We start from the raw sequence: 26,177 nt of genomic DNA, 5'->3' as shown, positions 1-26,177 counted from the left end.
ATGCGGACCCTCATTGGTTCAGACCTCTGACGCCTTACTGCTGAGGCGCTGGCGGCGGCTGCGGAGGCTGCTGCTGCCACCCCGCCGGCGGGACGGGTCCCTGCAGTTCAGGATGGGCGGGCTGCCCCGGCTGACCAGGCTGTCCGCCGTACTGCGGCTGCTGTTGCTGTTGCTGTTGCTGTTGCTGCGGCGGACCGGCCGGGTCCGCGGCCGACCGGGCCTGCGAGGGCGGCGACTGCTGCCAGCCCTGCCCGGCGCCGGGGCCCGGCTGCGGGGGATAAGGCTGCTGCTGCCCCCCGTACGGCTGCTGGGGCGGGTACGGCTGGCCCGGCTGCTGAGGTGCGTAGGGCTGTTGGGGCGCGTAGGGCTGCTGTGCCGGGATCTGGCTGCCGGGCATCTGCTGCTGTCCGGGCATGGGCGGGGCGTACTGCGGCGGCTGGCTGCTGCCGTCCGCCGTCCACAGCCCCTGCTGCTGCTGGGCGCGTGCGAAGTCCTCCGCGACGAGGGCCGAGAGGTGGAAGTACGCGTCCCGCGTCTTCGGCCGCATCATGTCGAGGTCGACCTCGGCGCCGGCCGACAGGTGCTCGTCGAACGGTACGACGACCACGCCGCGGCAGCGCGTCTCGAAGTGCTGCACGATGTCGTCGACCTTGATCATCTTTCCGGTCTCGCGGACCCCGGAGATCACGGTGAGGGACCGCTGCACCAGATCGGCATAGCCGTGCGCCGACAGCCAGTCCAGCGTGGTGGAGGCGCTCGACGCACCGTCGACCGAAGGCGTGGAGATGATGATCAGCTGGTCGGCGAGGTCCAGCACACCGCGCATCGCGCTGTAGAGGAGACCGGTCCCGGAGTCGGTGAGGATGATCGGGTACTGCTTGCCCAGCACCTCGATCGCGCGCCGGTAGTCCTCGTCGTTGAACGCGGTCGAGACGGCCGGGTCCACGTCGTTGGCGATGATCTCCAGACCGGAGGGTGCCTGCGAGGTGAACCGCCGGATGTCCATGTACGAGTTGAGGTGCGGGATCGCGTGGACCAGATCGCGGATGGTCGCCCCGGTCTCCCGGCGGACCCGGCGGCCCAGCGTGCCGGCGTCCGGGTTGGCGTCGATGGCGAGGATCTTGTCCTGCCGTTCGGTGGCCAGGGTGGAGCCGAGCGCGGTGGTCGTCGTGGTCTTGCCCACGCCGCCCTTCAGGCTGATCACCGCGATCCGGTAGCACGAGAGGACCGGGGTGCGGATCAGTTCGAGCTTGCGCTGACGCTCGATCTCGTCCTTCTTGCCGCCGAGCCTGAAGCGGGAGGCGGCGGACGGCCCGCGGCTGCTCTTCGCCTTCTGCTTGCCCCGGACCAGCCGGTCGGACGAGAGCTCGACGGCGGCCGTGTATCCCAGCGGGGCGCCCTGCACCGCACGCTCGCGCTGGTCGTGTGCGACGGGGTTGGGCCAGGCGGCTCCGGCGCGCGGGTCCACGGGCGGCGCCTGCGGCGGGAGTTGCTGCTGCGGCGGCTGGGGCTGGTACTGCTGCTGGTGCGGCGGCTGCGGCTGCGGCTGCGGTTGCGGTTGGTGCGGGGCGATCTGCGCGGGCAGGTTCGGGGCGCTCCCGGCCGACGGCAGGTCGCCCTGCGGGAAGCCGTAACCACCCTGCGGCTGCGGCTGAGCTCCGGGCGGAGGCAGCGCCGCGCCCGGCTGCTGCGCGGGCCACTGCGGTGCCTGGGGCTGCTGAGGTGCGTGCGGTGCCTGAGGCTGCTGCGGTGGCTGAGGAGCGTGTGGTGCCTGAGGTGGCTGCGGGGCATGAGGCGCGGGTTGCTGCGGGTTCTGCGCAGGGAGCGGGGCCCCGGGCAGGGCCTGCTGGGGCGCCGGGGCCTGCGGGGGGAAGCCGTATCCCGCCTGCGGCGCGGGTGCGGGCGGCTGGGGCTGCTGCGGGAACGCGGGAGGCTGCGGGGCCTGGGGCGCCGGGGCCGACGGGGCCGCCGGGGTCTGCGGGAACCCGTAGCCACCGCCCGGTGTCCGGTTCGCCGGGGGCGGTCCCGGCCACTGCGACGCCGGCTGGGGCGCGGCCGGCTGGGGGGCGGCGGGCTGGAAGGAGGGCGGCAGCGGCGGCAGTCCGCCCTGCGGCGGCGCCGGAGTCCAGGGTGCGGGTGCGGCTTCCTGCGGTGCGGCGGCGGACGGTGCCGGGGGTGCCGCGTCCGCGATGGCGTCCGAGGGCACGGAGTCGGCGGGCTCGTCGGCCTGCGGGGTGCTGCCGGAGTCGGCGCTGTCCGTCGCCTCGGCCGCGGCGTCGTCGGCGACCTCGTCGGACTCCGCCGACGCGGCGTCGGACGACGGAACCGAATCAGACGGAACAGAGTCGGACGGGACCGAGTCGGACCGGACCGAATCGGACGGGACCGAATCGGACGGGACCGAGTCGGACGGGACCGAGTCGGACGGGACCGAGTCGCTGGGTCCGGAATCGGACGGTACCGAGTCCGACGCCACCGAATCGAACGGAGTCGAGTGGGACGGCACCGAGTCGCTCCCGCCGCTCTCCCCGGTGGTCAGGTCCTGCCCGGCGTCAGCGCCCGTGCCGGCGTCAGCCGCGTCCGCGTCGGCCGTATGGGCACGGGCATCGGCCGCCGATGCGGCGTCGGCGGCCCCACCGCTCCCGCTGCCGTCTCCGCTCCCGGCCTCGCGCTCCGCGGCCGACTCGCGCTCGGCGATCTCCCGCTTCAGCGCGGCGGACGAGAACCGCATGGTCGCGCCGCTCTCCACATCACCGCTCCCGAAGGGATCGGCGGCGCCACGCGCGTCCGCCGCTTCCGGCGCGGGGTAGGAGGACCCGGCGGCGGCCGGTGGGACCTGCGGCGCCGGGGGACCGGGCGCCGGGGCGGGCGGGGCCGGGGTCCAGCTGGGCTCGAAACCGCCGCCGGCCGGCAGGCCGGGTGCGGACACCGGTGCGCCGTTGGGCGGCGGGGGCGGGGCCAGGTGTGTTCCGGCGCCGCCCGAGGAGTCGCCCGGCGTGTTCTGTGTGTACCAGGCGGGCGGGGTGTAGTCGATGGTGAACTCACCCGTCATCTCGGCGGGCTCCGCGTCGGTCGACTCGTCTACGGGCTTGTCCCAGCTCCCGCGCATTTCGTCCCGATCGCCGTTCACTTTGCCTCCTGGTGTGGTCGAGCACCCTTGTGCCGTGGTGGGTGGGGGCGACCGTCCGGACAGGACCTGGTGCGAACCGCCCTGCTCTCCCCCTGGGACGCGCATTGCCTGCCCGCAGGTTCTTCTGCCGCGTCCGGACCCACCCTAATCGCCACAGGGCCGGGTACGGCAGGCCGTACGGCACCGCGGCCGACGTCCTGTACGTCACGTACTGCCCCCAAGTGGACTGAGTACGGCGGGGAGTGAAGCGGAAAGCGGTCAAACATGCGCATCTGCGCGGGGAAACCTGAACATTTCACACACGTCTCGCCGCGTCCTCAGTCCACCCGGCGTGCGCTGCCCAGCAGTCCCGATTCGGCATCGGTCGCCTCGGTGCTCACGAACCGCCGGTCCCGGCGCGCGCACCAGAGGGTGACCCCGTCCTTGAGGGTGGACAGGGTGCGGGTCTCGCCGGGCGGCAGACGCATGAGGTGCCCGATCCGCTCGGCCTCGTCGGGGGACACCCGCTGAACGCCGACCAGTGACGACTTCTCCATCAACCCGGGCGCCACCGGGCTCAGATACGGCAGCAGCGTCACCGTCGACTGCCACGGACCGGACACCACCCGCCCCCGCGGTGGTTTCATGCCACAGTCCCGTATCAGGACGACCGGCGAGCCGGCCGAGGCGCCCTGCGCGGGCACCCGCCCCACCTCGTGCAGCGAGATGCACGGCGGAGCGCCGCCCGCGGCCTGCGCCAGCTTCGTCCAGGCCTGGGCCCGCCCGGTCTCGACCACGATCCGGGCGCCGGTCGCCGCCGCCCGCAGCGCGAGCACCTGCGCCGTCCACACCCCGCCGATCAGCGTGATGTCGTACGCGGTGGGCCGGTTGATGCCGATCACGGCGGGGCGCCCCTCACCGTCCACACCGATCACCACGCCGTCGTCGCCGACCGGCAGTGCCAGTGACGCCAGTTGGTCGAGGCGGACGGTGTGCCGGACCCGGCGCGGACCGGCCGGCCCGAAGCCGAGCCGGCCGCGGCGGCGTGCGATCACGGACATCAGCGGGTACCCCCGAGCGGAAGTGTGGCGAGGACACCGGGCACCTGTTCGCGGTCGAGCCGCACCAGTGACGCCTTCACCCCGCGTGCGGTGCGCTCCAACTCATTTCGGGCGGAGCGCAGTTCCTCCTCGTCGCGGCCGGTGATCCGGATGTGCCCGGCGATCGGGACCTCCTGGCGGTCGCCGCGTCCCAGCGTGAGGCTGAAGGTCGTGGCCAGCGCCGGGACCGAGGTGAGCAGCGCGACGAGCTGCGGCATCGGCGCACCGCCCGCGCCGAACCGCGGCCAGCGGCGCACCCAGTACGTGGTGTGCTGCCGGTCGTCGCAGCGCCAGGTGCGCGAGGTCTCCAGGGTGCGGCGGACGGGCGTTGCGGGCCGGTTGGCCCGCGCCCCGGCGCACGCGGAGGTGGCGATCGCCGAGTGGAGTTCCTGCTCCGTCAGCACCGTCGCGCCGAACCCCGCCCCCGCCAGTCTGCTGGACAGCTGGTCGACCGTGCGCACCAGGCACTTCTGCGCACCGGTGAGCCCGCCGCCCCTCGCCCGTACGGCCTCCGGGCAGAGCTCCGGGTCCAGCTTCAGCGCGATCCAGGTGATGCGGACCGCCGGGGACCCGGTCAGTGCCTGGAGAGGCGCGTAGTTGCGTGCCGCGACCGACTGTTCCGGCAGCCGCGGGGCGGGAGCCGGCTGGGTGTGCTGCACGACCTGCGCCGACTCCAGCCGGATGCCGTCGACGTCGAGCGCGTCCTTGACGAGCAGCAGCGGCAGTGGCCGCGCGGACCGGTCGGGGCGCAGCGCGGTGTCGTCCGGCTCGATCCGGAGTACGGCTGTCAGATACGTACCGTCGCCGATCATGCCGACCGGCCGCCGGTCGCGGTCGCTGAACGAGCAGGTGCGCAGCGCCGGTTCGCACTCGACCGCCGGCGCGATCCCCGGCCCGGTGCCCGGGGGCACCGCGGTCGACGCGGCCCTGCGGGTACGGGCGCGCAGCGCGAGAACGGTACGCAGCCACTCGGGAAGCGAACGGCGGCGCCTGCGCACGACGGCCAGCAGCACCAGCGCCGCGGCCACCACGACGGCGGGGGCCAGCAGCAGGGGACCGGCGACCCAGGCGCACAGCAGCAGCGCTGCGGCGATCTCGACCAGCACGAGCTGTTGCAATCGGAACGGTCCGAACTGTCCGGCTCGTCCGCCCGGCCGTGCGCCGGCCGGTCCGCGACGGACGGGAGCACCGGCGGAACCGCCGGGCCCGGGGGCCTCGGGGGGCGGGGCGTTCCCGGCCCGTGGTGTCCGCGTCGCGGAAGCCGTCATCGCGGCATTCCCCCCGTCCGTCCGGGCCCAACTCGACCCGTGCCACGCCTCTTCCGCCGACCGTTCCGGCGGCTGGATCAGCCTACCCGGCCCGCGGCCCCCCACCGGCGGCAGGCATAGTAGGGGCCGGTCAGGCGGGTCGGAGGCCCGGTGCGGGGCTTGGGGGCGCGGGCGCTCACGGAGCCGCGCGGGGAGAGCGCGGGGGACGGACGGACTCATGGGATCGCGGCGGGACGAGCTCAACGCGTACACATTCGCGAAGAGGCGCACGGTGGCGGCCTTCCTCCGGCCCTCACCGAACGGCTCCGACGAGGGCGCCCCGCACCCGCTGCGCGCCGTCCTGCCGAGCACGGTCGCCGGGGCACTGATCCTCGCGGGCTTCGGCGCCGTCGGCATGTTCAGGCCGACCGCCCCCACGGACTGGGACCGGCCCGGCACCAACGTGATCGTCGGCAAGAAGTCGACCACCCGCTACGTGGTGCTCACCACCGGCCGCGGCAAGGCCGGGAAGACCCTCCTGCACCCCGTACTGAACCTCGCGTCGGCCAGGCTGCTGCTCACCCCGCGGAGTTACGGCGTCGTCCAGGTCGCCGACGACGTCCTCGACGCGGGAAAGCCCCCGCGCGGACCGGTCCTCGGCATTCCGTACGCCCCCGACCGGCTGCCGGAGGCCGAGGACGCGGGGACCGCGAAGCGCTGGGCCGTGTGCGTGCAGCCGGGCGGCAAGGGCAACACCGTGCAGAAGGCCGCCTTCGTCCTCGCCGGACGGGACAACGGGCTGGTGGAGGGCGCGAACAGGCTCACCGGCGGCCAGACGCTCTACGTCAGGGGCCAGGACCGGACCCGCTACCTCGTCGACGCCCGCGGCACCAAGTACCGCATCGACGAGACCGCCGCCGACCTCGGCCATCTGACCAGTGCCCTCGTCGGCAGCGCCCGGCCGCAGCCCGTCACCGACGACTGGCTGGCCACCCTGCACGACGGCAGCCCGATCGTCTTCCCCCGGATCCCCGGAAACGCCGGCGCCCCGGCGCACGTCGAAGGAAGGCTCTCCGTGCGGGAGAACCGGATCGGCACGGTGCTGCGGACCAGGAACGGGGAGGGCACCGCGTACTACGTCGTCCTCGGCGGGGAGGTCCGGCCGGTCTCCGAGTTCACCGCCTGGCTGCTCATCAACTCCCCGCAGACTGCCGCCCTCGACCTGGACGGCGAGGCCCGCGCCGTCGGCCTCCAGGACTTCGTGCCCGCCCCCGCCCCCTTCACCGGCCAGGCCGCTCACTGGCCGGCGCACCGGGCCGACCGGGTCAACACCACCGGTGCCGGAAGCTCCGGCCGCGACACCGTCTGCAATGTGCTGCGCGAGACGGACGGCAGCGGCACGACGACGCTGAGCACCTGGGCGGGCACCTCGTACCCCGCGTCCGTCGGGTCCGGCGGCACGAGCACGTACGTCACTCCGGGCAGCGGACTCCTCTACACCCAGGTCCGGGGCCGGCAGACCAGCCCGGACGGATCACTCTTCCTGGTGACCGACACCGGACTGCGGTACGCGGTTCAGGCGAACGGCGACAGCGACACCGAGCGCTCCGGCGTCGGCACCGGCGACGCGGCGAACAGGCCGGACGGCCGCCCCGAACCCGGCGAGGCGCAGATCCGGCTCGGATACGGGAAGGTGACACCCGCCCTCGTCCCGATCGAGTGGTCGGACTTCCTGTCCAGGGGCCCCCGGCTCGACACCAACAGCGCCCGCCGGCCCCAGGGTTCCTGACCGGCCTGGGCGAGCGGCAACGAAACAGGCACGGGGAGAAGATGACGCCGTACCGGAAGTACGTTCTGCTGACCGCCGCCCTGGCAGCCGCCGGGGCCGCACTCGCGGGGCCGCCGGCCGCGTACGCCGCCCAGGGCGCCGGCGACCTGCGCATAGACGGCGGCGGTGTGTGCACCTTCCCGATGAAGAAGCAGTTCGAGGGCCGCCCCTGGCCGCTCCAGCGCGTACTCCTGGACGAGCTGTGGCAGGACACCAGGGGCAAGGGCGTGCGCGTCGCCGTCATCGACACCGGGGTGGACGACACCAACCCGCAGCTCACCTCGGCCGTGGACGCCTCCGCGGGCGTCGATCTCCTGCACGGTGGCGGCACTGACGGCACCGTCGACCAGGTCGGCCACGGCACCAAGGTGGCCGGCATCATCGCCGCCCGCCCCCGCAGCGGCACCGGATTCGTCGGCCTGGCCCCCGAGGCCACCATCATCCCGATCCGCCAGAACGACGAGCGGAACAGCGGAAAGGACACCACGATGGCCGCCGCGATCGACCACGCGATCGCGAAGGGGGCCGGGGTCATCAACATCTCCCAGGACACCACCCGGCCGCTGACCGAGGACTCCGTGCTGGGCCGGGCCGTGGCCAGGGCGGTCCGCAGGGACATCGTGGTGGTCGCCTCCGCGGGCAACGACGGCATGGACGGCCGGCCCAGGCGCACCTACCCCGCCGCCTTCGACGGCGTCCTCGCGGTCGCCGCGTCCGACCGCAACAACGAACGCGCCCCCTTCTCCCAGGCGGGGGAGTTCGTCGGGGTCGCCGCACCCGGCGTCGACATCGTCTCCACCGTCCCCGGCAACGGCCAGTGCACCGACAACGGCACCAGCTTCTCCGCGCCCTACGTCACCGGGGTCGCCGCCCTGATGCGCGCCAAGTACCCGTCCTGGACGGCGGGGCAGATCGTCGCCCGGATCGAGCAGACCGCCGAGCGCCCCGTCAACGGGCACGACGACTTCGTCGGCTGGGGCGTCGTCGACCCGGTGCGCGCCCTGTCCGGCGACGACGCCCCGCAGGACGCGCCCCACCCGGACCCGCCGCCCGCCAGGGCCCAGGCCCCCGAACCCGCGCACCTGTCGATGTCGGAGACCCCGCAGGAGCGGAGCAAGCGGTACGCGGCCTACGCGCTGGCGACCGCGGCCGTACTCGTCGCGGTGGTGGCCGGCACCGCGACGGTTCTCCGCGACGTCCGGCGGCGGCGGGGCCCGCGCGCCCGGTAAGGAACGGCAGGGCGCACAAGGGTGCGTCAACGCACGTCAAGACGGCCCGGCGCGCAAAAGCCGCAGTCGGGCAGAGATGGTGAAATGGCCGGGCCGGTGCGGGGCTTCACGTACCGGCCACCTGGCCGCGCTCGGCGGACAGGTCTGCGAACCGAGAGACAGGACCTCCGGATGACCAGCCCCGCGGGCGGTTTCGGACTTGCCGACGATCCGATCGTCCAGGCCAAGAACAAGATCATCAACACGGCCGAGGCGGTGTCCAGGCAGTCCAGGGAACTGGCCGACATCCTCGCCACGGCCGGTGCGGGATGGACCGGCGCCGGCGCCTCGGGGTTCACCTCCGCGCAGCTCGTGATCAACGAGGACCACGACGGGATCCGCCGCCTCCTCACCGTGCTCCACCACGCCGTGGCCACCACCAAGAACCTCAGCAACGCCAACGACGAGGAGGTCCGCGCGGCCTTCGGCTCGGTGCGGGAACCGGCCGCTGCGGCCACCGCCTCGGGGCTGAACGGCCTCTGAACCGCGCCACCCCACACCAGCCACAGCGAGCACGCAGGAGAAGTCGGATGGGCCACGACCCGCACACCAAGGTCAGGTACGAGAGCGTCCAGGAGATGGCCAACCGCATCCGCGCGGTGTCGCGGAACATCTGCCACGACCTCGAAGAGATGGACACCGCGCTCAAGGTCGTCACCGACACCTGGGACGGTGAGGCGCACAGCGCGTACGTGACGCTCCAGAACAAGTACCGGGGCAGGGCGGACGACATGAGGAGGCGCCTGGAGCAGGTGGCCAGGATCGTCGAGTCCGGCAAGGACCACTACCGGTCCACGGACCTCAAGTCCTCCCGGCTGTTCACCGAGGCGTACTGACCACCGATCGCGCGGACACCCCAGGCACACACGGCAATGGGCACGTTCACCCGAACGTGCCCATTGCGCGTACGGCGACGGAGACGGCGAGCCGGGTCACCGCTGCCCGGCCGTCCCGCCGCTCTGCTCCGCTATGTGAGGTCGAACTCGCCGTCCCGGGCGCCCAGTACGAAGGCGCGCCACTCGGCCTCGGTGTACCGCAGCACGGTCTCCGGATCCAGCGAGGACCTCATCGCCACTGCCCCGCCCGGCAGATGCGCGATCTCGACGCGCTCCTCGGCCTCCTCGGTACCGGGCGCACTCAGCCATTCCACCCCCGAGATGTCGAGTGCGTACAGCTCGTCCTTCTCCGCCTGCGTGCCCATCGTCAAGGGTTCCTCTCCGTACGGTGGCTCTGCACGGCACGGTACAGGGCCCGTGCCGACGAGGGATCCGGTCCGTCATTCCGCAGCGCGCGGCACGGTTCTGTGCTCTCAAGCACCGCACCGCGTCAGCCCCGCTCCGGCAGCCGTCCGGTCTGCACCAGCGGGTTCCCCCGGCGCCGGGTGGCGAGGTACCCGCGTCCCGGCGGCATCGGACGTCCTCGTACCGCCCCGATCAGGTCGCCCTCGGCCGGATCGCCGGACAGCACGACTCCCTGTGCGCCCAGCTCCTTGATCCGCTGCATGAACGTCTCGTACATGGAGCGCGAGGCCCCCGCCGAACCGCGTGCGATGACGAAGCGCACCCCGGTGTCCCGGGCGAAGGGCAGGTACTCCGCCAGCGGGGCCAGCGGACTGCCCGCGCCCGTCGCCACCAGGTCGTAGTCGTCGACGAGGACGAAGATCCGCGGACCGGTCCACCAGCTGCGGTCGCGCAACTGCTGCGGAGTGACGTCCGCCGGGGGCTGCCTGCGCGCGAACACACCGGCCAGCGCCTCCATGTGCGTCCGCAGCTCGCTCGCCGTCGGCGCGTACTCCAGCAGATGGCTCTCCGGCAGCGCGCCCAGCAGCGACCGCCGGTAGTCACCGACGACGAACCTGGCCTCGTCGGGGGAGTAGCGCTCCGCGATCTGCTTCGCGATCAGGCGCAGCAGGTTGGACTTGCCCGACTCGCTCTCGCCGAAGACCAGGAAGAAGGGGTCGGTGTCGAAGTCGACGAACACCGGCTCCAGATCCGTCTCGCCGATACCGATCGCGATGCCCCGGTCCGGGAACTCGAACCCCTTCGGCAACTGCTCCGCGGGCAGCCTGCGCGGCAGCAGCCGTACGGCCGGGGCCGGCGCACCCGTCCAGCCGGCCCGCACCGCCGCGGTCAACGCGGCCGTGCCGTCGGCCAGATCCGCCGCGCCGGACACGGAGTCGACCCGCGGCAGCGCACCCATGAAGTGGAGCTTCTCCGCCACCTGGCCACGGCCGGGCACCCCGGCCGGAACCCGGGCGGCGACCCCGCGGTCGAACTCGGAGTCCATGACATCGCCGAGCCGCAGTTCGAGCCGCCCGAGGATCTGGTCCTTGAGCGCGGCCCGTACCTCCATGTAACGGGCGGCCGAGAGAACGACATGGACGCCGTAGCCGAGACCGCGCGCCGCGATGTCGGTGACGACCTGCTCCAGCCCCTCGTGCTCGGTCCGCAGCCCGCTCCAGCCGTCGATGACCAGGAAGACGTCGCCCCAGGCCTCGCCGGGCAGCTCACCGAGTGCGCGCCTGCGCCGGTAGGTGGCGACGGAGTCGATCGAGTGGGCGCGGAAGAACTCCTCGCGCCCGGCCAGCACCCCCGCCACCTCGGCGACCGTACGCCGTACCCGCTCCGGGTCCAGCCGCGCGGCCATCCCCCCGACATGCGGCAGATCCGCCAGTGGGGCGAGGCCGCCGCCACCGAAGTCGATTCCGTAGAACTGCACTTCGTCCGGGGTGTGGGTGAGCGCGAACGACGCGATCAGCGTACGCAGCAGCGTCGACTTGCCGGACCGCGGACCGCCGACCACCATCAGGTGCCCGGCGGCGCCGGAGAAGTCCAGGCGCAGCACCTCGCGCCGCTGCTCGAACGGCTTGTCGACGAGACCGAGAGGGACGCTCAGCGTGCCGGACCGGCCGTACTCCGCAGGGGTGAACCCGCGCCCTCCGCCCGCCGCGAGCCCCGGCAGCAGCTCGTCCAGCGTCGGCGCCCGGTCCAGCGGCGGCAGCCACACCTGGTGGGCGGGCGGCCCCTGCCCCTCCAGCCGCCGCACGATCACATCGAGGACGGTCTCCGCGAGCGCGGGGTCCCCGGCGGCAGCCGGCGCGGGCGCCGGGTCAGGCGCCGCGTACTCCGCCGGCACCGGCAGCGCGCTGAACACCGCGGCCCGCCGCTCGGCCGGAAGCGGACCCGGGGGCAGAGCGGGACCACCGGGGCGGTACGCCCCCGACACGTACGCCGCCTTGAACCGCGTCACCCCGTCCGTACCCGTCCTGAGGCAGCCGGAGCCGGGCACGGACGGCAGGTGGTAGGCGTCCGGCACACCCAGCGCCGTGCGCGACTCCTCTGCGGAGAACGTCCGCAGCCCGATCCGGTACGAGAGGTACGTCTCCAGGCCCCGCAGCCTTCCCTCCTCCAGCCGCTGCGAGGCCAGCAGCAGATGCACCCCCAGCGAACGGCCGATCCGGCCGATCTGGACGAACATGTCGATGAAGTCCGGCTTCGCCGTGAGCAGTTCGGAGAACTCGTCGATGACCAGGACCAGCGAGGCCAGCGGCTCCAGCTCCGCACCCGCCGCCCGCGCCCGCTCGTACGCGTGGACGCCCGGGTAGTTGCCCGCCGAGCGCAGCAGCTCCTGACGCCGCCGCAGCTCACCGCGGATCGCGTCGCCCATCCGGTCGACCAGCGTCAGGTCGTCGGCCAGATTGGTGATGACCGCGGCCACGTGCGGCAGCCGCGACATACCGGCGAACGTCGCACCGCCCTTGAAGTCCGCGAGCACGAAGTTCAGCGTCTCCGAGGGGTGCGTGACCGCGAGCCCCAGCACCAGCGTCCGCAACAGCTCCGACTTCCCGGAACCCGTCGCGCCGACACAGAGCCCGTGCGGCCCCATGCCGTCCTGCGCCGACTCCTTGAGGTCCAGCATCACCGGCAGACCGTCCTCGCCGACCCCGATCGGCACCCGCAGCCGCTCGGAGGCAGGCCGCGGCCACCGGCCGCGCGCCGCGTCGACCGAACCCGCGTCGCCCAGCTCCAGCAGATCGGTGAAGTCCAGTTCGTCCAGCAGCGGTTCCTCGGCGTCGCCCCCGCCCATCCTGAGCGGCGCCAGCTGCCGGGCCAGCGCCTCGGCCGCCGGCAGCGAGATGCCGTCCGGCACGCCCTCGGACGCGGGCCCCGCACCGGACCCCAGCCGCAGCAGACCGGGCCGCGCCACCACGGACAGACCCTCGCGCGGCCTGCCGGGCAGCCCGCCCGGCACCACCTCGACGACCGTCACGCCCTGAAGACCCCCGGCCGCGGCGAACAGCGAGTCCGGCGGCACCGCGACACCGTCCAGGACCACCACCACATGCGGCCGGTCCAGCAGCGGCCGGGCCTCCCGGCCGAACCGCGCCCGTCCCTCCAGCCGGGGCGCCAGCAACAGCTCGACCTCGCCCGGGCCGGTCCCGAACAGCCGCTTCGAACCGGCCCCGTCGACCTGACCGGGCACCTGCACGTGCGGCAGCCACTTCGTCCACTCCCAGCGCGCCACCGCACCGGTTCCCGCCACCACCGCGACCACCAGGTCCTCGGGGGAGTGCAGCGTCACCAGCTGGGCCACCACCGCCCGTGCCACGGACTGCGCCGACTCCGGCAGACCGGAGACCGTCACACGGCAGTGCTCCCGCAGCGAGACGGCCATCGGCAGCCCGTCCAACGAGCCGTGCACCGCCAGGAACCGCCGCATCGCGTCCGCGCACAGCGGCTCCAGCTCATCCGCCGGAACGGTGTCCGGCGCCGACAGCGGCGTCGCCAGCCGCTGCCTCCCGAGCCCGAACCGCACCTCGCCGAAGTCCTCGTCGCCGATCCGCCGTTCCCACACCCGGCCGCCCTCCGCGACCACCGACCACAGCTGCTCGGGAGCGGGCTGCAGATACAACCGCGCGTCCCGCTGGGCCCGCGCGGTCTCACGCACCACGAGCCGCGTCCTCGCCAGGTACTTGAGGTAGTCACGCCGGACATCCGCCAACTGCCCCTGCGAACCCCGGCGGTGACGCACCAGCTGCGCGACGGCGAGCCCGACGGTCGCCACCAGCATCAGCACACCCATCACCCGCATGAACGGGGGAGCCTGCGGCGAGAAGAAGAAGACCACGCAGGAGCCCATGCCCAGCACCGGCAGGAGCTGCATCCACACACCCTCCTGCCGCCCGCGCGGCAGTTCGGGAGGGGCCGTCAACATCAACTCGTCCGTGGGGACTTCCGGCGGCAGGGACCGCGGCGGTCGCTTCACGACGATCTGGCTCACCGGAACATCAATCCCTCAGTGCGGACGGGCGAGGGGCCGGGTGGATCCGCACCGGCGCCCCCGTGGCTGCCTCAGCTCGCGGACTGGCCTCCGCGCGACGGTGATCCTACGTGCCGAGGGCCCTTTCCCCCCTCCCGGTAGGGTGGCGCGCGCACGGTGCGCAACCGCGAAACGGGGGGGACCAGACACGTGAGTACGACTGCGGCGACCGGCTTCTGCCGTGTCACTGTCGTGGCGCCCGACAGCCGGATCGACGTCGCGCTGCCCCACGACATCGCCGTCGCCGACATCTACCCGGAGATCCTCCGCCTCACCGGCCGGCCCCAGGCGGCCGGTACCCCCACCGGACACCACCTCGTACGCCGTGACGGCACGGTCCTCGACGGCGCCCTGACCCTCGCCGCCCAGCACGTCCTCGACGGCGAACTCCTGCTGCTGCGCCCCTTCGCCCACTCCCTGCCGCCCGCCGTGTTCGACGACGTCTCCGACGCCGTCGCCTCGGCCGTCAGCCGCGACCGCCACCTCTGGAGCGACGACCTGCTGCGCGGCGCCGGCCTGGCAGGCGCCGTCACGCTGTTCGTCCTGCTCGGCTTCGTCCTCTGGTCCGCCGACCCGGTCCACCACGACACGCACGGACTGCCCGCCGTCGTCGCCGGCGCCGCGGGAGTACTCCTCACCGCCTTCGCGAGCGTACGCGCCCGGGTCTACGCGGACCGCGCCGCCGCAGTAGCGGCCGGCCTCGGCGCACTGCCCCTCGTCCTCCTCGCCGGCTCCGGCGTCATCGGACCGGACACCGGCCAGGGCCCCGGCAGACTGCAGTTCCTGCTCGGCTGCGTCGCCGTACTGATCGCCTCCGTCGTCCTGGTCGCCCTGATCCCGAGCGGCGACGCCCCGTTCGTCGCGACGACCCTCCTCGCCACCGCCGGCACCCTGGCCGCCTTCGTCGCGATACTCACCGAGACCTCCGCCACCCGGACCGCCGCCGTCTGCGCCCCGGTCGGCCTCGGACTCGTCGCCTTCCTGCCCGGCCTCTCCGCCCGCTTCGCCCGGCTGCCCATCGGATACGCCGCGCCGCGCTCCGCCCCGGGCGGCTACGGGGACCACTCCGGCCTCCCGGACGCCGGGCCGGTCACCCCGGGCCCGCCCGTCGACGCGGACGGCATCGCGGACCGGGCCCGCCGCGGCCACGAGCTGCTGCTCGGCCTCGTCGGCGGATGCGCGGCCGTCGTCGTCGCGGCCGCCGCCGTACTCGGGTTCTCCGACGGCACCTGGGGCCGGCTGCTCGCCCTGGCGGCGGGACTCGCGCTGCTGCTGCGCGCCCGGCTCTTCCGCTACACCTCGCAGATCGTCTGCCTGCTGGCGGCGGGCACCGGCGCGGTCGCCCTGCCGGTCCTCGGCCTCGCGCTGAACCCGCCCGCCGATCTGCTGGACGAGCTGACCCGGTACGGCGACCGCGGCTCCCTCGACCTCCGTACGATGGGGCTCTCCGCCGCCGTCGCCGCCGGCGCCGCCCTGCTCACCGCCGTCGCCCTGGTCGTACCGCGCAAGGGCCTCTCCCCGTTCTGGGGCCGGCTCCTGGACCTGGCCGAGAGCGCGCTCCTGCTCTCCCTCGTCCCGCTCTGCCTGGCGGTCCTCGACGTCTTCGCCAGGGCCCGGGCCCTCACCGGGTGAGGCCCGTCGGAGGCGCTCAGAACGGCTGGTAGTCTGGCTGTGGCCGTTTGTGTACGCGTTCCCGGTTCGTTCTGGGAGCTGCGCTCATCGGACCTTCGCTCCCGAGTCACTCAAGCTCCCCTGAGATCAAGACCAGGGGCACTCGTGGGCGCATCGAACACCTAGAGGAGTACCGCGTGCCGCTCGACGCCGCTACGAAGAAGCAGATCATGACCGAGTTCGCGCAGAAGGAGGGCGACACCGGTTCCCCCGAGGTTCAGGTGGCCATGCTCTCCCGCCGCATCTCGGACCTGACCGAGCACCTCAAGACGCACAAGCACGACCACCACTCCCGTCGTGGTCTGCTGATCCTGGTCGGCCAGCGTCGCCGCCTTCTGCAGTACCTGGCCAAGAAGGACATCCAGCGCTTCCGTGCGCTCGTCGACCGCCTCGGCATCCGCCGTGGCGCGGCCGGCGGCGCCAAGTAAAGACGCTGTGAAAGGGAGCGGTGCCCACCTCAAGGGGGCCGCTCCCTTTGCCGTACGTGCGGGACTGGGGTCAAGCTCAGTAACCTGGACGTACAACACCAGACGAGGAGAGGCGCCCACGGCCGCCGCCGGTCCTCGGTAGTGGCCCCCGGGACAACGCCCGGGAGCTTCGATCGAAGACCGGCCCCGCACACACGGTGCGCCTCTCCGCACCGTCCTCCGCCACACGGGCGACAGGACGAAAGACGACGAGTATGGAGAAAACACTAGTGGAGAACGAGACCCACTACGCCGAGGCCGTTATTGACAACGGAACCTTCGGCACCCGCACCATCCGCTTCGAGACGGGCCGCCTGGCCAAGCAGGCCGCCGGCTCCGCCGTCGCGTACCTGGACGACGACACCATGGTGCTGTCGGCCACCACCGCTTCCAAGCGGCCCAAGGACCAGCTCGACTTCTTCCCCCTCACGGTGGACGTCGAGGAGCGGCAGTACGCCGCAGGCAAGATCCCCGGCTCGTTCTTCCGCCGGGAGGGCCGCCCCTCCGAGGACGCGATCCTCACCTGCCGCCTGATCGACCGCCCGCTGCGCCCCTCCTTCAAGAAGGGCCTGCGCAACGAGATCCAGATCGTCGAGACGATCATGGCGCTCAACCCCGACCACCTGTACGACGTGGTCGCGATCAACGCCGCCTCCGCTTCCACGATCCTGGCGGGCCTGCCCTTCTCCGGCCCCATCGGCGCCACCCGCGTCGCCCTGATCAAGGGCCAGTGGGTCGCCTTCCCGACGCACACCGAGCTCGAGGACGCCGTCTTCGACATGGTCGTCGCCGGTCGCGTCCTGGAGGACGGCGACGTCGCGATCATGATGGTCGAGGCCGAGGCCACCGAGAAGACCATCCAGCTCGTCCAGGACGGTGCCGAGGCCCCGACCGAAGAGGTCGTCGCCGCCGGTCTCGAGGCCGCGAAGCCCTTCATCAAGGCGCTCTGCAAGGCCCAGTCGGACCTCGCCGCCAAGGCCGCCAAGCCCACCGGCGAGTTCCCGGTCTTCCTCGACTACCAGGACGACGTCCTGGAGGCGCTCAGCAAGGCCGTCAGCACCGAGCTCGCCAAGGCGCTCACCATCGCCGGCAAGCAGGAGCGCGAGGCGGAGCTCGACCGCATCAAGGAGATCGCGGGCGAGAAGCTCCTCCCGGCCTTCGAGGGCCGCGAGAAGGAGATCTCCGGCGCCTACCGCGCGCTGACCAAGAAGCTGGTCCGCGAGCGCGTCATCAAGGACAAGGTCCGCATCGACGGCCGCGGCGTCACGGACATCCGTACGCTCGCCGCCGAGGTCGAGGCCATCCCGCGCGTGCACGGCTCGGCGCTCTTCGAGCGTGGCGAGACCCAGATCCTGGGTGTCACCACCCTCAACATGCTCCGCATGGAGCAGCAGCTGGACACCCTCTCCCCGGTGACCCGCAAGCGCTACATGCACAACTACAACTTCCCGCCGTACTCCGTCGGTGAGACCGGCCGCGTGGGCTCGCCCAAGCGCCGCGAGATCGGCCACGGTGCGCTCGCCGAGCGCGCCATCGTGCCGGTGCTGCCGTCGCGCGAGGACTTCCCCTACGCGATCCGCCAGGTCTCCGAGGCGCTGGGCTCCAACGGCTCGACGTCCATGGGCTCGGTCTGCGCCTCCACCATGTCGCTGCTGAACGCCGGTGTGCCCCTCAAGGCCGCCGTCGCCGGTATCGCCATGGGCCTGATCTCGCAGGAGATCGACGGCAAGACCCACTACGTCGCCCTCACCGACATCCTCGGTGCGGAGGACGCGTTCGGCGACATGGACTTCAAGGTCGCCGGCACGAAGCAGTTCGTGACCGCGCTCCAGCTCGACACCAAGCTCGACGGCATCCCCGCCTCGGTCCTGGCCGCCGCGCTGAAGCAGGCCCGTGACGCCCGCCTCCACATCCTCGATGTGATGAACGAGGCCATCGACGTCCCGGACGAGATGTCCCCCAACGCCCCGCGGATCATCACCGTCAAGATCCCGGTGGACAAGATCGGTGAGGTCATCGGCCCGAAGGGCAAGATGATCAACCAGATCCAGGAGGACACCGGCGCCGACATCACGATCGAGGACGACGGCACCATCTACATCGGTGCCCAGCAGGGCTCGCAGGCCGAGGCCGCGCGCGCCACGATCAACGCGATCGCCAACCCGACCATGCCGGAGGTCGGTGAGCGCTACCTGGGTACGGTCGTCAAGACCACCACCTTCGGTGCGTTCGTCTCCCTGATGCCCGGCAAGGACGGCCTGCTGCACATCTCGCAGATCCGCAAGCTCGCCGGTGGCAAGCGCGTGGAGAACGTCGAGGACGTGCTCGGCGTCGGTGCCAAGGTCCAGGTCGAGATCGCCGAGATCGACTCCCGCGGCAAGCTCTCGCTGATCCCGGTCGTCGAGGGTGAAGAGGCTGACGAGAAGAAGGACGACGCCGCCAAGTGACGTCCCGTAGTTCCGTGACGACGGCCCGCACCTCCTCGGAGGCGCGGGCCGTCGCCCGTACCCAAACGCTTCTCAAGGGCAGCAACGGCATCGGCACGGTCCGCCGCACGGTCCTCCCCGGCGGCCTGCGCATCGTCACCGAGACCCTGCCCTCCGTACGCTCCGCCACCTTCGGGATCTGGGCCAACGTCGGATCACGCGACGAGACCCCGGCCCTGAACGGCGCGACGCACTACCTCGAACACCTCCTCTTCAAGGGCACCGACAAGCGCAGCGCCCTGGACATCTCCTCCGCCATCGACGCGGTCGGCGGAGAGATGAACGCCTTCACGGCGAAGGAGTACACCTGCTACTACGCGCGGGTCCTCGACACGGACCTGCCGCTGGCCATCGATGTCGTCTGCGACATGCTGACCGGCTCGCTGATCGCCCCCGAGGACGTCGACGCCGAACGCGGCGTCATCCTTGAGGAGATCGCGATGACGGAGGACGACCCGGGCGACTGCGTGCACGACCTGTTCGCGCACACCATGCTCGGCGACACCCCCCTGGGCCGCCCGGTCCTCGGCACGGTCGACACGGTCAACGCGCTGAGCCGCGGCCAGATCGCCCGCTTCTACAAGAAGCACTACGACCCCACGCACCTCGTCGTCGCCGCCGCCGGCAACGTCGACCACGCCACGGTCGTACGCCAGGTCCGCAAGGCCTTCGAGCGGGCCGGAGCGCTCTCCCGCACCGACGCCACCCCGGTGGCGCCCCGCGCGGGCTCCCGCACGCTGCGCACCGCGGGCCGGGTCGAGCTCCTGAACCGCAAGACCGAGCAGGCCCACGTCGTCCTCGGTATGCCGGGACTGGCCCGCACGGACGAGCGCCGCTGGGCGCTCGGCGTCCTCAACACCGCCCTCGGCGGCGGAATGAGCTCCCGCCTCTTCCAGGAGGTACGGGAGAAGCGCGGCCTCGCCTACAGCGTCTACTCGTACACCTCGGGCTTCGCGGACTGCGGACTCTTCGGTGTGTACGCGGGCTGCCGGCCCAGCCAGGTCCACGACGTCCTGAAGATCTGCCGCGACGAGCTCGACCGTGTCGCGTCGGACGGACTGGACGACGAGGAGATCAGCCGCGCCATCGGCCAGCTCGCCGGGTCCACGGTCCTCGGGCTGGAGGACACCGGCGCGCTGATGAACCGCATCGGCAAGAGCGAACTGTGCTGGGGCGAGCAGATGTCGGTCGACGACATGCTGGCCCGCATCGCGCAGGTCACCCCGGACGACGTCCGGTCGGTGGCGGGCGAGGTCCTCGGACACCGCCCCTCACTCTCGGTCATCGGCCCGCTCAAGGACAAACAGGCGGACCGGCTGCACGAGTCGGTCGCCTGAGGCCTGTCGTCCCACTCCTGACCCGAAAGAAGTAAGCATGAGCAAGCTGCGCGTAGCCGTTCTCGGTGCCGGGGGCCGTATCGGCTCCGAGGCGGTACGAGCCGTCGAGGCCGCCGACGACCTGGAGCTGGTGGCCGCACTCGGCCGCGGCGACAAGCTGGAGACCCTCGTGGACACCGGCACCCAGGTCGTCGTCGAGCTCACCACCCCGGCGTCGGTGATGGAGAACCTCGACTTCTCCGTCCGGCACGGCATCCACGCGGTGGTGGGCACCACCGGCTGGACCGACGAACGGCTCGCGCAGCTGAACACCTGGCTCTCCGGCTCGCCGGAGACCGGTGTGCTCATCGCACCGAACTTCTCCATCGGCGCGGTCCTCACCATGAGGTTCGCCCAGCAGGCCGCACGCTACTTCGAGTCGGTCGAGGTCATCGAGCTCCACCACCCGAACAAGGCCGACGCGCCCTCCGGCACCGCGGCCCGCACCGCCCAGCTCATCGCCGCTGCCCGCCGCGAGGCGGGCAGCGCACCCCAGCCGGACGCCACCACGACGGCCCTGGACGGGGCCCGTGGTGCGGACGTCGACGGGATCCCGGTCCACTCGGTCCGGCTCCGCGGTCTGCTGGCCCACCAGGAGGTGCTGCTCGGGAGCGAGGGCGAGACCCTCACCCTCCGGCACGACTCGCTGCACCACAGCAGCTTCATGCCGGGCATCCTGCTCGGCGCACGCCGCGTGCCGACCGCTCCGGGCCTCACGTTCGGCCTGGAAAACTTCCTCGACCTGAACTGACTGAGCCCACCGCCATGCGCGCAAAGATCACGTACACCGTCACCGCTGCCGTCCTGGTCTTCTACTTCGTCCTGGCCGGCAGCCGTGGCGTCCTGCTCATCCGGCACGGCACGCTGCTGACGGTGACCTTCGGGGTCGCGGTGCTGATCCTGCCGCTGATCGGCATCTGGTTCCTCTGGAAGAACACCCAGTTCGTCCGGCGGGCCAACGCCCTGGCCGCCGAACTCGACGCCGAGGGCGGTCTGCCGGTCGACGACCTGGCCCGGACCCCGAGCGGCCGTATCGACCGCGACTCCGCCGACGCGGCGTTCGTCCGCCGGCAGGCGGAGACGGAGGACACGCCGGACGACTGGCGCTGCTGGTTCCGGCTGGCTGTCGCCTACCAGGACGCCAGGGACACCCCGCGGGCCCGCAAGTCCATGCAACGGGCCATCGCCCTGCACAGCCGCCCTGCGGGCGCCTCAAGCGGCACGAGCACCTGAGGCCCAGCGGGCACTGAAGCCCGTCCGACGGCTGAGGACCATATCGAGCCGTCCGGCGATCGAGGACACAGAAAAGCCGCCCGGCGACTGAGGGGACACCCCCGGTCGCCGGGCGGCAGGGCACCGAGGCCCTACTGCTGCCGGTACTCGTCCCCCCATGCCTCAATCGTGTCGGCGGCCCGGTCGAACGCCTCGCCCCGCGTCAGGAAGTCCGCGTTGGAGTCCGTGAGCAGCGGCGGCACCGCGTCGCCACCCCTGCGGACGACGATCAGGGCCTGACCCTGAACCGTCCGGGGGAACCCGAGCCACCTCACCGGCTGCTGCACCGTACGCACCGCGCTGGCGCGGTTCCACGGCACGGTCGTCGTCCGGAAGAACCCGACGCGGCGCACGCCGTGCCGGCTCACCCAGGCGCCGATCCTCAGCATCCGCAGGGCGCAGATGATCACCGCGAGGGCGAGCGCGAGACACGCGCCCGCTCCGGGCAGGGCCCCGGCGAACGCGATGATCATCCCCGCGAACAGGACGAACGAGGCGAGCAGCAGCAGGGTGGCCGCGGCCGCGACCCGCCACGGTCCGGGGCGGTAGGGCCGCCGCCAGCTGTCGTGGTCGTCGAACGGCAGCGCGACATCCTCAGCGCTCGCGTCAAACGCGCGGTCGGCCGTCAGGAAGGGCAGGGGCACGACTGATCCTCACTCACAAGCACGCTCGATTGCTGTGCCCGGTGAGGCTACCGAGGGGGTGGCCGCCCGTACCACCCCAGGGGGCCCGTACGAGTCAGTGCCCCGGTGCCGCCTCGCTCTGCTGGCTGTGCGAAGGCGACTGATCGGAGGCCAGGGCGGGAAGGCCGAGCAGCAGTGATCCGGCGAGGCCGGCGATCACGGCGAACCCGACGAGGCTGCGGGCCGCCAGTTGGGAGAGGGTGGTGCGCTCGCGGGGAGGCGGTGTGACGTTGCTGCGGAATCGGTCGGCCTCGGCCACGAACGAGAACGGGACGGCTTCACGCCGGCGGAACATGAGGTAACTCTCCTTGAACTCTGTTTCGGGTGGTGCTATTGAGTCAGACGCGCGGCGAGCCCGATCGGTGCCCCGAATCGCCGAATTGGTCGAAAGAATCCTCGAAAGGCCGGTGCCGACCGCGTTGTCAGTGGCGGCCCGTAGAGTGGGCGCCGCCCGAGCGACGCCATTGGAAGGACCCCGCCGGTGACCGAGACCCCCGAGCCCGCAAAGCCCAGCTTCCGCAGCGATGTCACCGTTGACCTGGTGAAACATGCCGCCGGCGACTCCGATGTGCTCTTCGCCGCCCGTGTCTCCACGGCCGGTGAGCAGTCCCTGGAGGAGGTCACCAAGGATCCTGAGCGCTCCAAGGGGCTCATCAACTACTTGATGCGGGACCGGCACGGAAGCCCGTTCGAGCACAACTCGATGACCTTCTTCATCAGCGCCCCGATCTTCGTCTTCCGCGAGTTCATGCGGCACCGCGTCGGCTGGTCGTACAACGAGGAATCGGGCCGCTACAGGGAGCTGGAACCGGTCTTCTACGTACCGGGGGAGTCCCGCAAGCTCGTCCAGCAGGGCCGTCCCGGCAAGTACGAGTTCGTCGAGGGCACCGAGGCGCAGCAGGAGCTCACCGGCCGCGTCATGGAGGACTCGTACCGCCAGGCGTACGACGCCTACCAGGAGATGCTCGCCGCGGGCGTGGCCCGTGAGGTGGCCCGCGCGGTCCTCCCGGTCGGCCTGTTCTCCTCGATGTACGCCACGTGCAACGCCCGCTCGCTGATGCACTTCCTCGGCCTGCGCACCCAGCACGAGCTGGCGAAGGTTCCGTCCTTCCCGCAGCGCGAGATCGAGATGGTCGGGGAGCAGATGGAGGCGCACTGGGCGGGGCTCATGCCGCTCACCCATGCAGCCTTCAACAAAAATGGACGAGTAGCCCCATAGGCGGTGTCCGTATTGCGGCGTTTCGTGAAGTTCATCTAGGCTGATCAAACGGACCCGGCACTGCTTGAACCCCCGAGCAGGCAGTGCCGGGCTCCTATTGCTTGTCCCCCCGAGGGAACACCCGGCGTCGAGCAACGAGTAGCGTGTTACCCATGGCTCCGATCTCCACTCCGCAGACCCCCTTCGGGCGGGTCCTCACCGCTATGGTCACGCCCTTCACGGCGGACGGCGCTCTCGACCTCGACGGCGCCCAGCGGCTCGCCACCCATCTGGTGGACGCAGGCAACGACGGCCTGATCATCAACGGCACCACCGGCGAGTCCCCGACCACCAGCGACGTGGAGAAAGACCAGCTCGTAAGGGCTGTCCTGGAAGCAGTGGGAGACCGGGCGCACGTCGTCGCCGGCATCGGGACGAACGACACCCGCCACAGCGTCGAGCTCGCCCGCACGGCCGAGCGAAGCGGCGCCCACGGTCTCCTCGCGGTGACGCCCTACTACAACAAGCCGCCGCAGGAGGGCCTGCTGCGGCACTTCACGGCGATCGCGGACACCACCGGTCTGCCGGTGATGCTGTACGACATTCCGGGCCGCAGCGGTGTGCCGATCGACACAGAGACGCTCGTGCGGCTCGCGGAGCACCCGCGCATCGTGGCCAACAAGGACGCCAAGGGTGACCTCGGCCGCGCCAGCTGGGCCATCGCCCAGTCGGGCCTCGCCTGGTACTCGGGCGACGACATGCTGAACCTCCCGCTGCTCTCGGTCGGCGCGGTCGGCCTGGTCTCCGTCGTGGGCCATGTCGTCACCCCCGACCTGCGGGCCCTCCTGGAGGCCTTCCTCGGCGGCGACGTCCAGAAGGCCACGGAGATCCACCAGAAGCTCCTCCCCGTCTTCACCGGCATGTTCCGCACCCAGGGCGTCATCACCACCAAGGCCGCGCTGACCCTCCAGGGCCTCCCCGCGGGCCCGCTGCGGCTCCCCCTGGTGGAACTCTCCGCACACGAAACGGCGCAGCTCAAGATCGATCTCGCCGCCGGCGGGGTACAGCTTTAAGCACAGACTTCACAACTGAATACGCGAAGAACACTCGCAAGAGGGCAACACCCAAGACAACAGCAAGTGCACGAATGACATGCGCGCCACGTGCCCAAGCGGTACGTGGCGCGTGTGGTAAGGAGAGTCTTTTGAGTCATCCGCATCCTGAACTCGGCACCCCGCCGAAGCTCCCGAAGGGCGGCCTGCGGGTCACCCCGCTCGGCGGCCTCGGTGAAATCGGCCGCAACATGACGGTCTTCGAGTACGGCGGCCGCCTGCTCATCGTCGACTGCGGCGTCCTCTTCCCCGAGGAGGAGCAGCCCGGAATCGACCTGATCCTTCCGGACTTCACGACGATCCGGGACCGTCTCGACGACATCGAGGGCATCGTCCTCACGCACGGACACGAGGACCACATCGGTGGTGTCCCGTATCTGCTGCGTCTGAAGCCGGACATCCCGCTGATCGGCTCCAAGCTGACCCTCGCGCTCATCGAGGCGAAGCTCCAGGAGCACCGCATCCGTCCGTACACCCTTGAGGTCACGGAGGGCCAGCGCGAGCGCATCGGCGTCTTCGACTGCGAGTTCATCGCGGTCAACCACTCCATCCCGGACGCCCTCGCGGTCGCCATCCGCACTCCCGCGGGCATGGCCGTCGCCACCGGCGACTTCAAGATGGACCAGCTTCCGCTGGACGGCCGCCTCACGGACCTGCACGCCTTCGCGCGGCTGAGCGAGGAGGGCATCGACCTGCTGCTCTCCGACTCGACCAACGCGGAGGTGCCCGGCTTCGTACCGCCCGAGCGGGACATCTCGAACGTCCTGCGCACGGTCTTCGCCAATGCCCAGAAGCGGATCATCGTGGCGAGCTTCGCCAGCCACGTGCACCGCATCCAGCAGATCCTCGACGCGGCCCACGAGTACGGCCGCAGGGTCGCCTTCGTCGGCCGGTCGATGGTCCGGAACATGGGCATCGCCCGTGACCTGGGTTATCTGAAGGTTCCCGCGGGTCTGGTCGTCGACGTCAAGACCCTCGACGACCTGCCGGACGACGAGGTCGTGCTGGTCTGCACGGGTTCGCAGGGCGAGCCGATGGCAGCCCTGTCCCGGATGGCCAACCGCGACCACCAGATCCGTATCGTCCAGGGCGACACGGTCATCCTGGCGTCGTCGCTGATCCCCGGCAACGAGAACGCGGTCTACCGCGTGATCAACGGCCTGACCCGCTGGGGTGCCAACGTCATCCACAAGGGCAACGCCAAGGTCCACGTCTCGGGCCACGCCTCGGCCGGCGAGCTGCTGTACTTCTACAACATCTGCAAGCCGAAGAACCTGATGCCGGTCCACGGCGAATGGCGCCACCTCAGGGCCAACGCCGAACTGGGCGCCCTCACCGGCGTGCCGAAGGACCACATCGTCATCGCCGAGGACGGCGTGGTCGTCGACCTGATCGACGGCAAGGCCAAGATCGTCGGCAAGGTCCAGGCGGGCTATGTGTACGTGGACGGCCTCTCGGTCGGCGACGTCACCGAGACCTCCCTCAAGGACCGCCGCATCCTCGGTGACGAGGGGATCATCTCCGTCTTCATCGTGGTCGACAGCTCCTCCGGCAAGATCGTGGGCGGCCCCCACATCCAGGCCCGTGGCTCCGGTATCGACGACTCGGCATTCAGCGCGGTCGTACCGAAGGTGCAGGACGCACTCAACAAGTCGGCCCAGGACGGCGTGATGGAGCCCCACCAGCTCCAGCAGCTGGTCCGCCGCACGGTGGGCAAGTGGGTCTCCGACACCTACCGCCGGCGCCCGATGATCCTTCCCGTCGTCGTCGAGGTCTGACCCCGACAGGCGCGAACTCCGGAGCGGGGCCCCCGATTTGCATCGGGGAGCCCCGCTCCAGTACGTTTACGTCTCCGCCTCACCGGGAAGCACCGCGCGCACTCGTGCGCAGCGAGCCTCCCGCAGGGGAGGAGAAATCCGACTCAGAAGTTCTGATAAAGTCGGATTAGCCGAAAGGCAAGGCCACTTCAACGGCCACCGGAAATCAAATTCGAACCGGAAACGGAACGAAATTGAGTCTGGTAAGGTTGGAACCGCTGGAA

Annotated in this window: 20 protein-coding genes; 13 read left to right on the top strand and 7 right to left on the bottom strand. The window is 71.5% G+C overall.

Annotated elements, in window-relative coordinates; all coding sequences use genetic code 11:
• Positions 1-34: 34 nt before the first annotated feature.
• From ACIO3R_RS29285 to eccE, 3 genes are all read right to left on the bottom strand, one after another.
• Positions 35-3,130, bottom strand: coding sequence for an SCO5717 family growth-regulating ATPase (locus ACIO3R_RS29285; RefSeq protein ID WP_402110021.1), 3,096 nt, complete (start codon positions 3,128-3,130; stop codon positions 35-37).
• Between the two features lie 317 nt (positions 3,131-3,447).
• Positions 3,448-4,170 (bottom strand): hypothetical protein, encoded by a 723-nt coding sequence (locus ACIO3R_RS29280; protein WP_402110019.1) that lies wholly within the window; start codon positions 4,168-4,170, stop codon positions 3,448-3,450.
• Positions 4,170-5,477: a type VII secretion protein EccE gene (gene eccE, locus ACIO3R_RS29275; protein ID WP_402110016.1), complete on the bottom strand. Its 1,308-nt coding sequence runs from the start codon at positions 5,475-5,477 to the stop codon at positions 4,170-4,172. The genes ACIO3R_RS29280 and eccE overlap by 1 nt, the downstream gene beginning before the upstream one ends.
• A gap of 217 nt (positions 5,478-5,694) precedes the next feature.
• Between eccE and eccB the strand changes: the two genes are divergently transcribed.
• The 4 genes from eccB to ACIO3R_RS29255 all read left to right on the top strand — a co-directional run bounded on the left by eccB (position 5,695) and on the right by ACIO3R_RS29255 (position 9,388).
• Positions 5,695-7,245 carry a type VII secretion protein EccB gene (eccB, locus tag ACIO3R_RS29270; RefSeq protein WP_402110013.1) on the top strand — a complete coding sequence of 517 codons (1,551 nt, stop codon included), beginning with the start codon at positions 5,695-5,697 and terminating at the stop codon, positions 7,243-7,245.
• A gap of 41 nt (positions 7,246-7,286) precedes the next feature.
• Entirely contained in the window at positions 7,287-8,513 is a 1,227-nt protein-coding gene (gene mycP / locus ACIO3R_RS29265; protein WP_402110010.1) for a type VII secretion-associated serine protease mycosin, read from the top strand.
• Positions 8,514-8,684: 171 nt separating this feature from the next.
• Positions 8,685-9,035, top strand: coding sequence for a hypothetical protein (locus ACIO3R_RS29260; RefSeq protein ID WP_385033445.1), 351 nt, complete (start codon positions 8,685-8,687; stop codon positions 9,033-9,035).
• A 47-nt stretch (positions 9,036-9,082) separates the two neighbouring features.
• Entirely contained in the window at positions 9,083-9,388 is a 306-nt protein-coding gene (locus tag ACIO3R_RS29255) for a WXG100 family type VII secretion target (protein ID WP_385353434.1), read from the top strand.
• A 131-nt stretch (positions 9,389-9,519) separates the two neighbouring features.
• Here ACIO3R_RS29255 and ACIO3R_RS29250 read toward each other — a convergent pair whose 3' ends face one another.
• Both ACIO3R_RS29250 and eccCa read right to left on the bottom strand, forming a co-directional pair.
• A complete protein-coding gene (locus tag ACIO3R_RS29250) occupies positions 9,520-9,753 on the bottom strand; it encodes a DUF397 domain-containing protein (protein ID WP_123462661.1) in 234 nt (77 codons plus the stop codon).
• Positions 9,754-9,878: 125 nt separating this feature from the next.
• Positions 9,879-13,832 carry a type VII secretion protein EccCa gene (gene eccCa / locus ACIO3R_RS29245; protein ID WP_402110005.1) on the bottom strand — a complete coding sequence of 1,318 codons (3,954 nt, stop codon included), beginning with the start codon at positions 13,830-13,832 and terminating at the stop codon, positions 9,879-9,881.
• 189 nt (positions 13,833-14,021) lie between these two features.
• Here eccCa and eccD point away from each other — a divergent pair, with 189 nt between their 5' ends.
• The 6 genes from eccD (at position 14,022) to ACIO3R_RS29215 (ending at position 21,104) form a co-directional block, all read left to right on the top strand.
• Positions 14,022-15,503, top strand: a complete 1,482-nt coding sequence (gene eccD, locus ACIO3R_RS29240; protein ID WP_402110003.1) for a type VII secretion integral membrane protein EccD — start codon at positions 14,022-14,024, stop codon at positions 15,501-15,503.
• 176 nt (positions 15,504-15,679) lie between these two features.
• Positions 15,680-15,970 carry a 30S ribosomal protein S15 gene (rpsO, locus tag ACIO3R_RS29235; protein WP_018551846.1) on the top strand — a complete coding sequence of 97 codons (291 nt, stop codon included), beginning with the start codon at positions 15,680-15,682 and terminating at the stop codon, positions 15,968-15,970.
• A 269-nt stretch (positions 15,971-16,239) separates the two neighbouring features.
• Complete coding sequence (locus ACIO3R_RS29230) at positions 16,240-18,456, top strand: polyribonucleotide nucleotidyltransferase (protein ID WP_363025263.1); 2,217 nt, start codon at positions 16,240-16,242, stop codon at positions 18,454-18,456.
• Complete coding sequence (locus ACIO3R_RS29225; protein WP_363025233.1) at positions 18,453-19,832, top strand: pitrilysin family protein; 1,380 nt, start codon at positions 18,453-18,455, stop codon at positions 19,830-19,832. Before ACIO3R_RS29230 ends, ACIO3R_RS29225 begins: the two co-directional genes overlap by 4 nt.
• Positions 19,833-19,869: 37 nt before the next feature.
• A complete protein-coding gene (dapB, locus tag ACIO3R_RS29220; protein WP_385033433.1) occupies positions 19,870-20,622 on the top strand; it encodes a 4-hydroxy-tetrahydrodipicolinate reductase in 753 nt (250 codons plus the stop codon).
• Between the two features lie 14 nt (positions 20,623-20,636).
• Positions 20,637-21,104, top strand: coding sequence for a hypothetical protein (locus ACIO3R_RS29215; RefSeq protein WP_385033430.1), 468 nt, complete (start codon positions 20,637-20,639; stop codon positions 21,102-21,104).
• A gap of 131 nt (positions 21,105-21,235) precedes the next feature.
• On the opposite strand, the gene ACIO3R_RS29210 is transcribed toward ACIO3R_RS29215, so the two are convergent.
• Together ACIO3R_RS29210 and ACIO3R_RS29205 are read right to left on the bottom strand one after the other, a co-directional pair.
• The gene (locus tag ACIO3R_RS29210) at positions 21,236-21,787 is read right to left on the bottom strand and encodes a hypothetical protein (RefSeq protein WP_402109999.1); all 552 of its coding nucleotides are present in this window, start codon (positions 21,785-21,787) and stop codon (positions 21,236-21,238) included.
• Positions 21,788-21,881: 94 nt separating this feature from the next.
• Positions 21,882-22,121, bottom strand: a complete 240-nt coding sequence (locus tag ACIO3R_RS29205) for a hypothetical protein (RefSeq protein ID WP_402109996.1) — start codon at positions 22,119-22,121, stop codon at positions 21,882-21,884.
• Between the two features lie 186 nt (positions 22,122-22,307).
• On the opposite strand from ACIO3R_RS29205, the gene thyX reads away from it, so the two are divergent.
• From thyX to ACIO3R_RS29190, 3 genes are all read left to right on the top strand, one after another.
• Positions 22,308-23,045, top strand: coding sequence for an FAD-dependent thymidylate synthase (gene thyX, locus ACIO3R_RS29200; protein WP_363077864.1), 738 nt, complete (start codon positions 22,308-22,310; stop codon positions 23,043-23,045).
• A gap of 152 nt (positions 23,046-23,197) precedes the next feature.
• Positions 23,198-24,097 (top strand): 4-hydroxy-tetrahydrodipicolinate synthase, encoded by a 900-nt coding sequence (gene dapA, locus ACIO3R_RS29195; RefSeq protein WP_385353450.1) that lies wholly within the window; start codon positions 23,198-23,200, stop codon positions 24,095-24,097.
• Positions 24,098-24,228: 131 nt separating this feature from the next.
• The gene (locus tag ACIO3R_RS29190; RefSeq protein WP_363025246.1) at positions 24,229-25,914 is read left to right on the top strand and encodes a ribonuclease J; all 1,686 of its coding nucleotides are present in this window, start codon (positions 24,229-24,231) and stop codon (positions 25,912-25,914) included.
• Positions 25,915-26,177: the final 263 nt, after the last annotated feature.

The organism is Streptomyces sp. NPDC087428 (assembly GCF_044744085.1).
In the GTDB taxonomy this organism is placed as follows: domain Bacteria; phylum Actinomycetota; class Actinomycetes; order Streptomycetales; family Streptomycetaceae; genus Streptomyces.
This window is presented reverse-complemented; position numbering and strand designations above follow the sequence as displayed.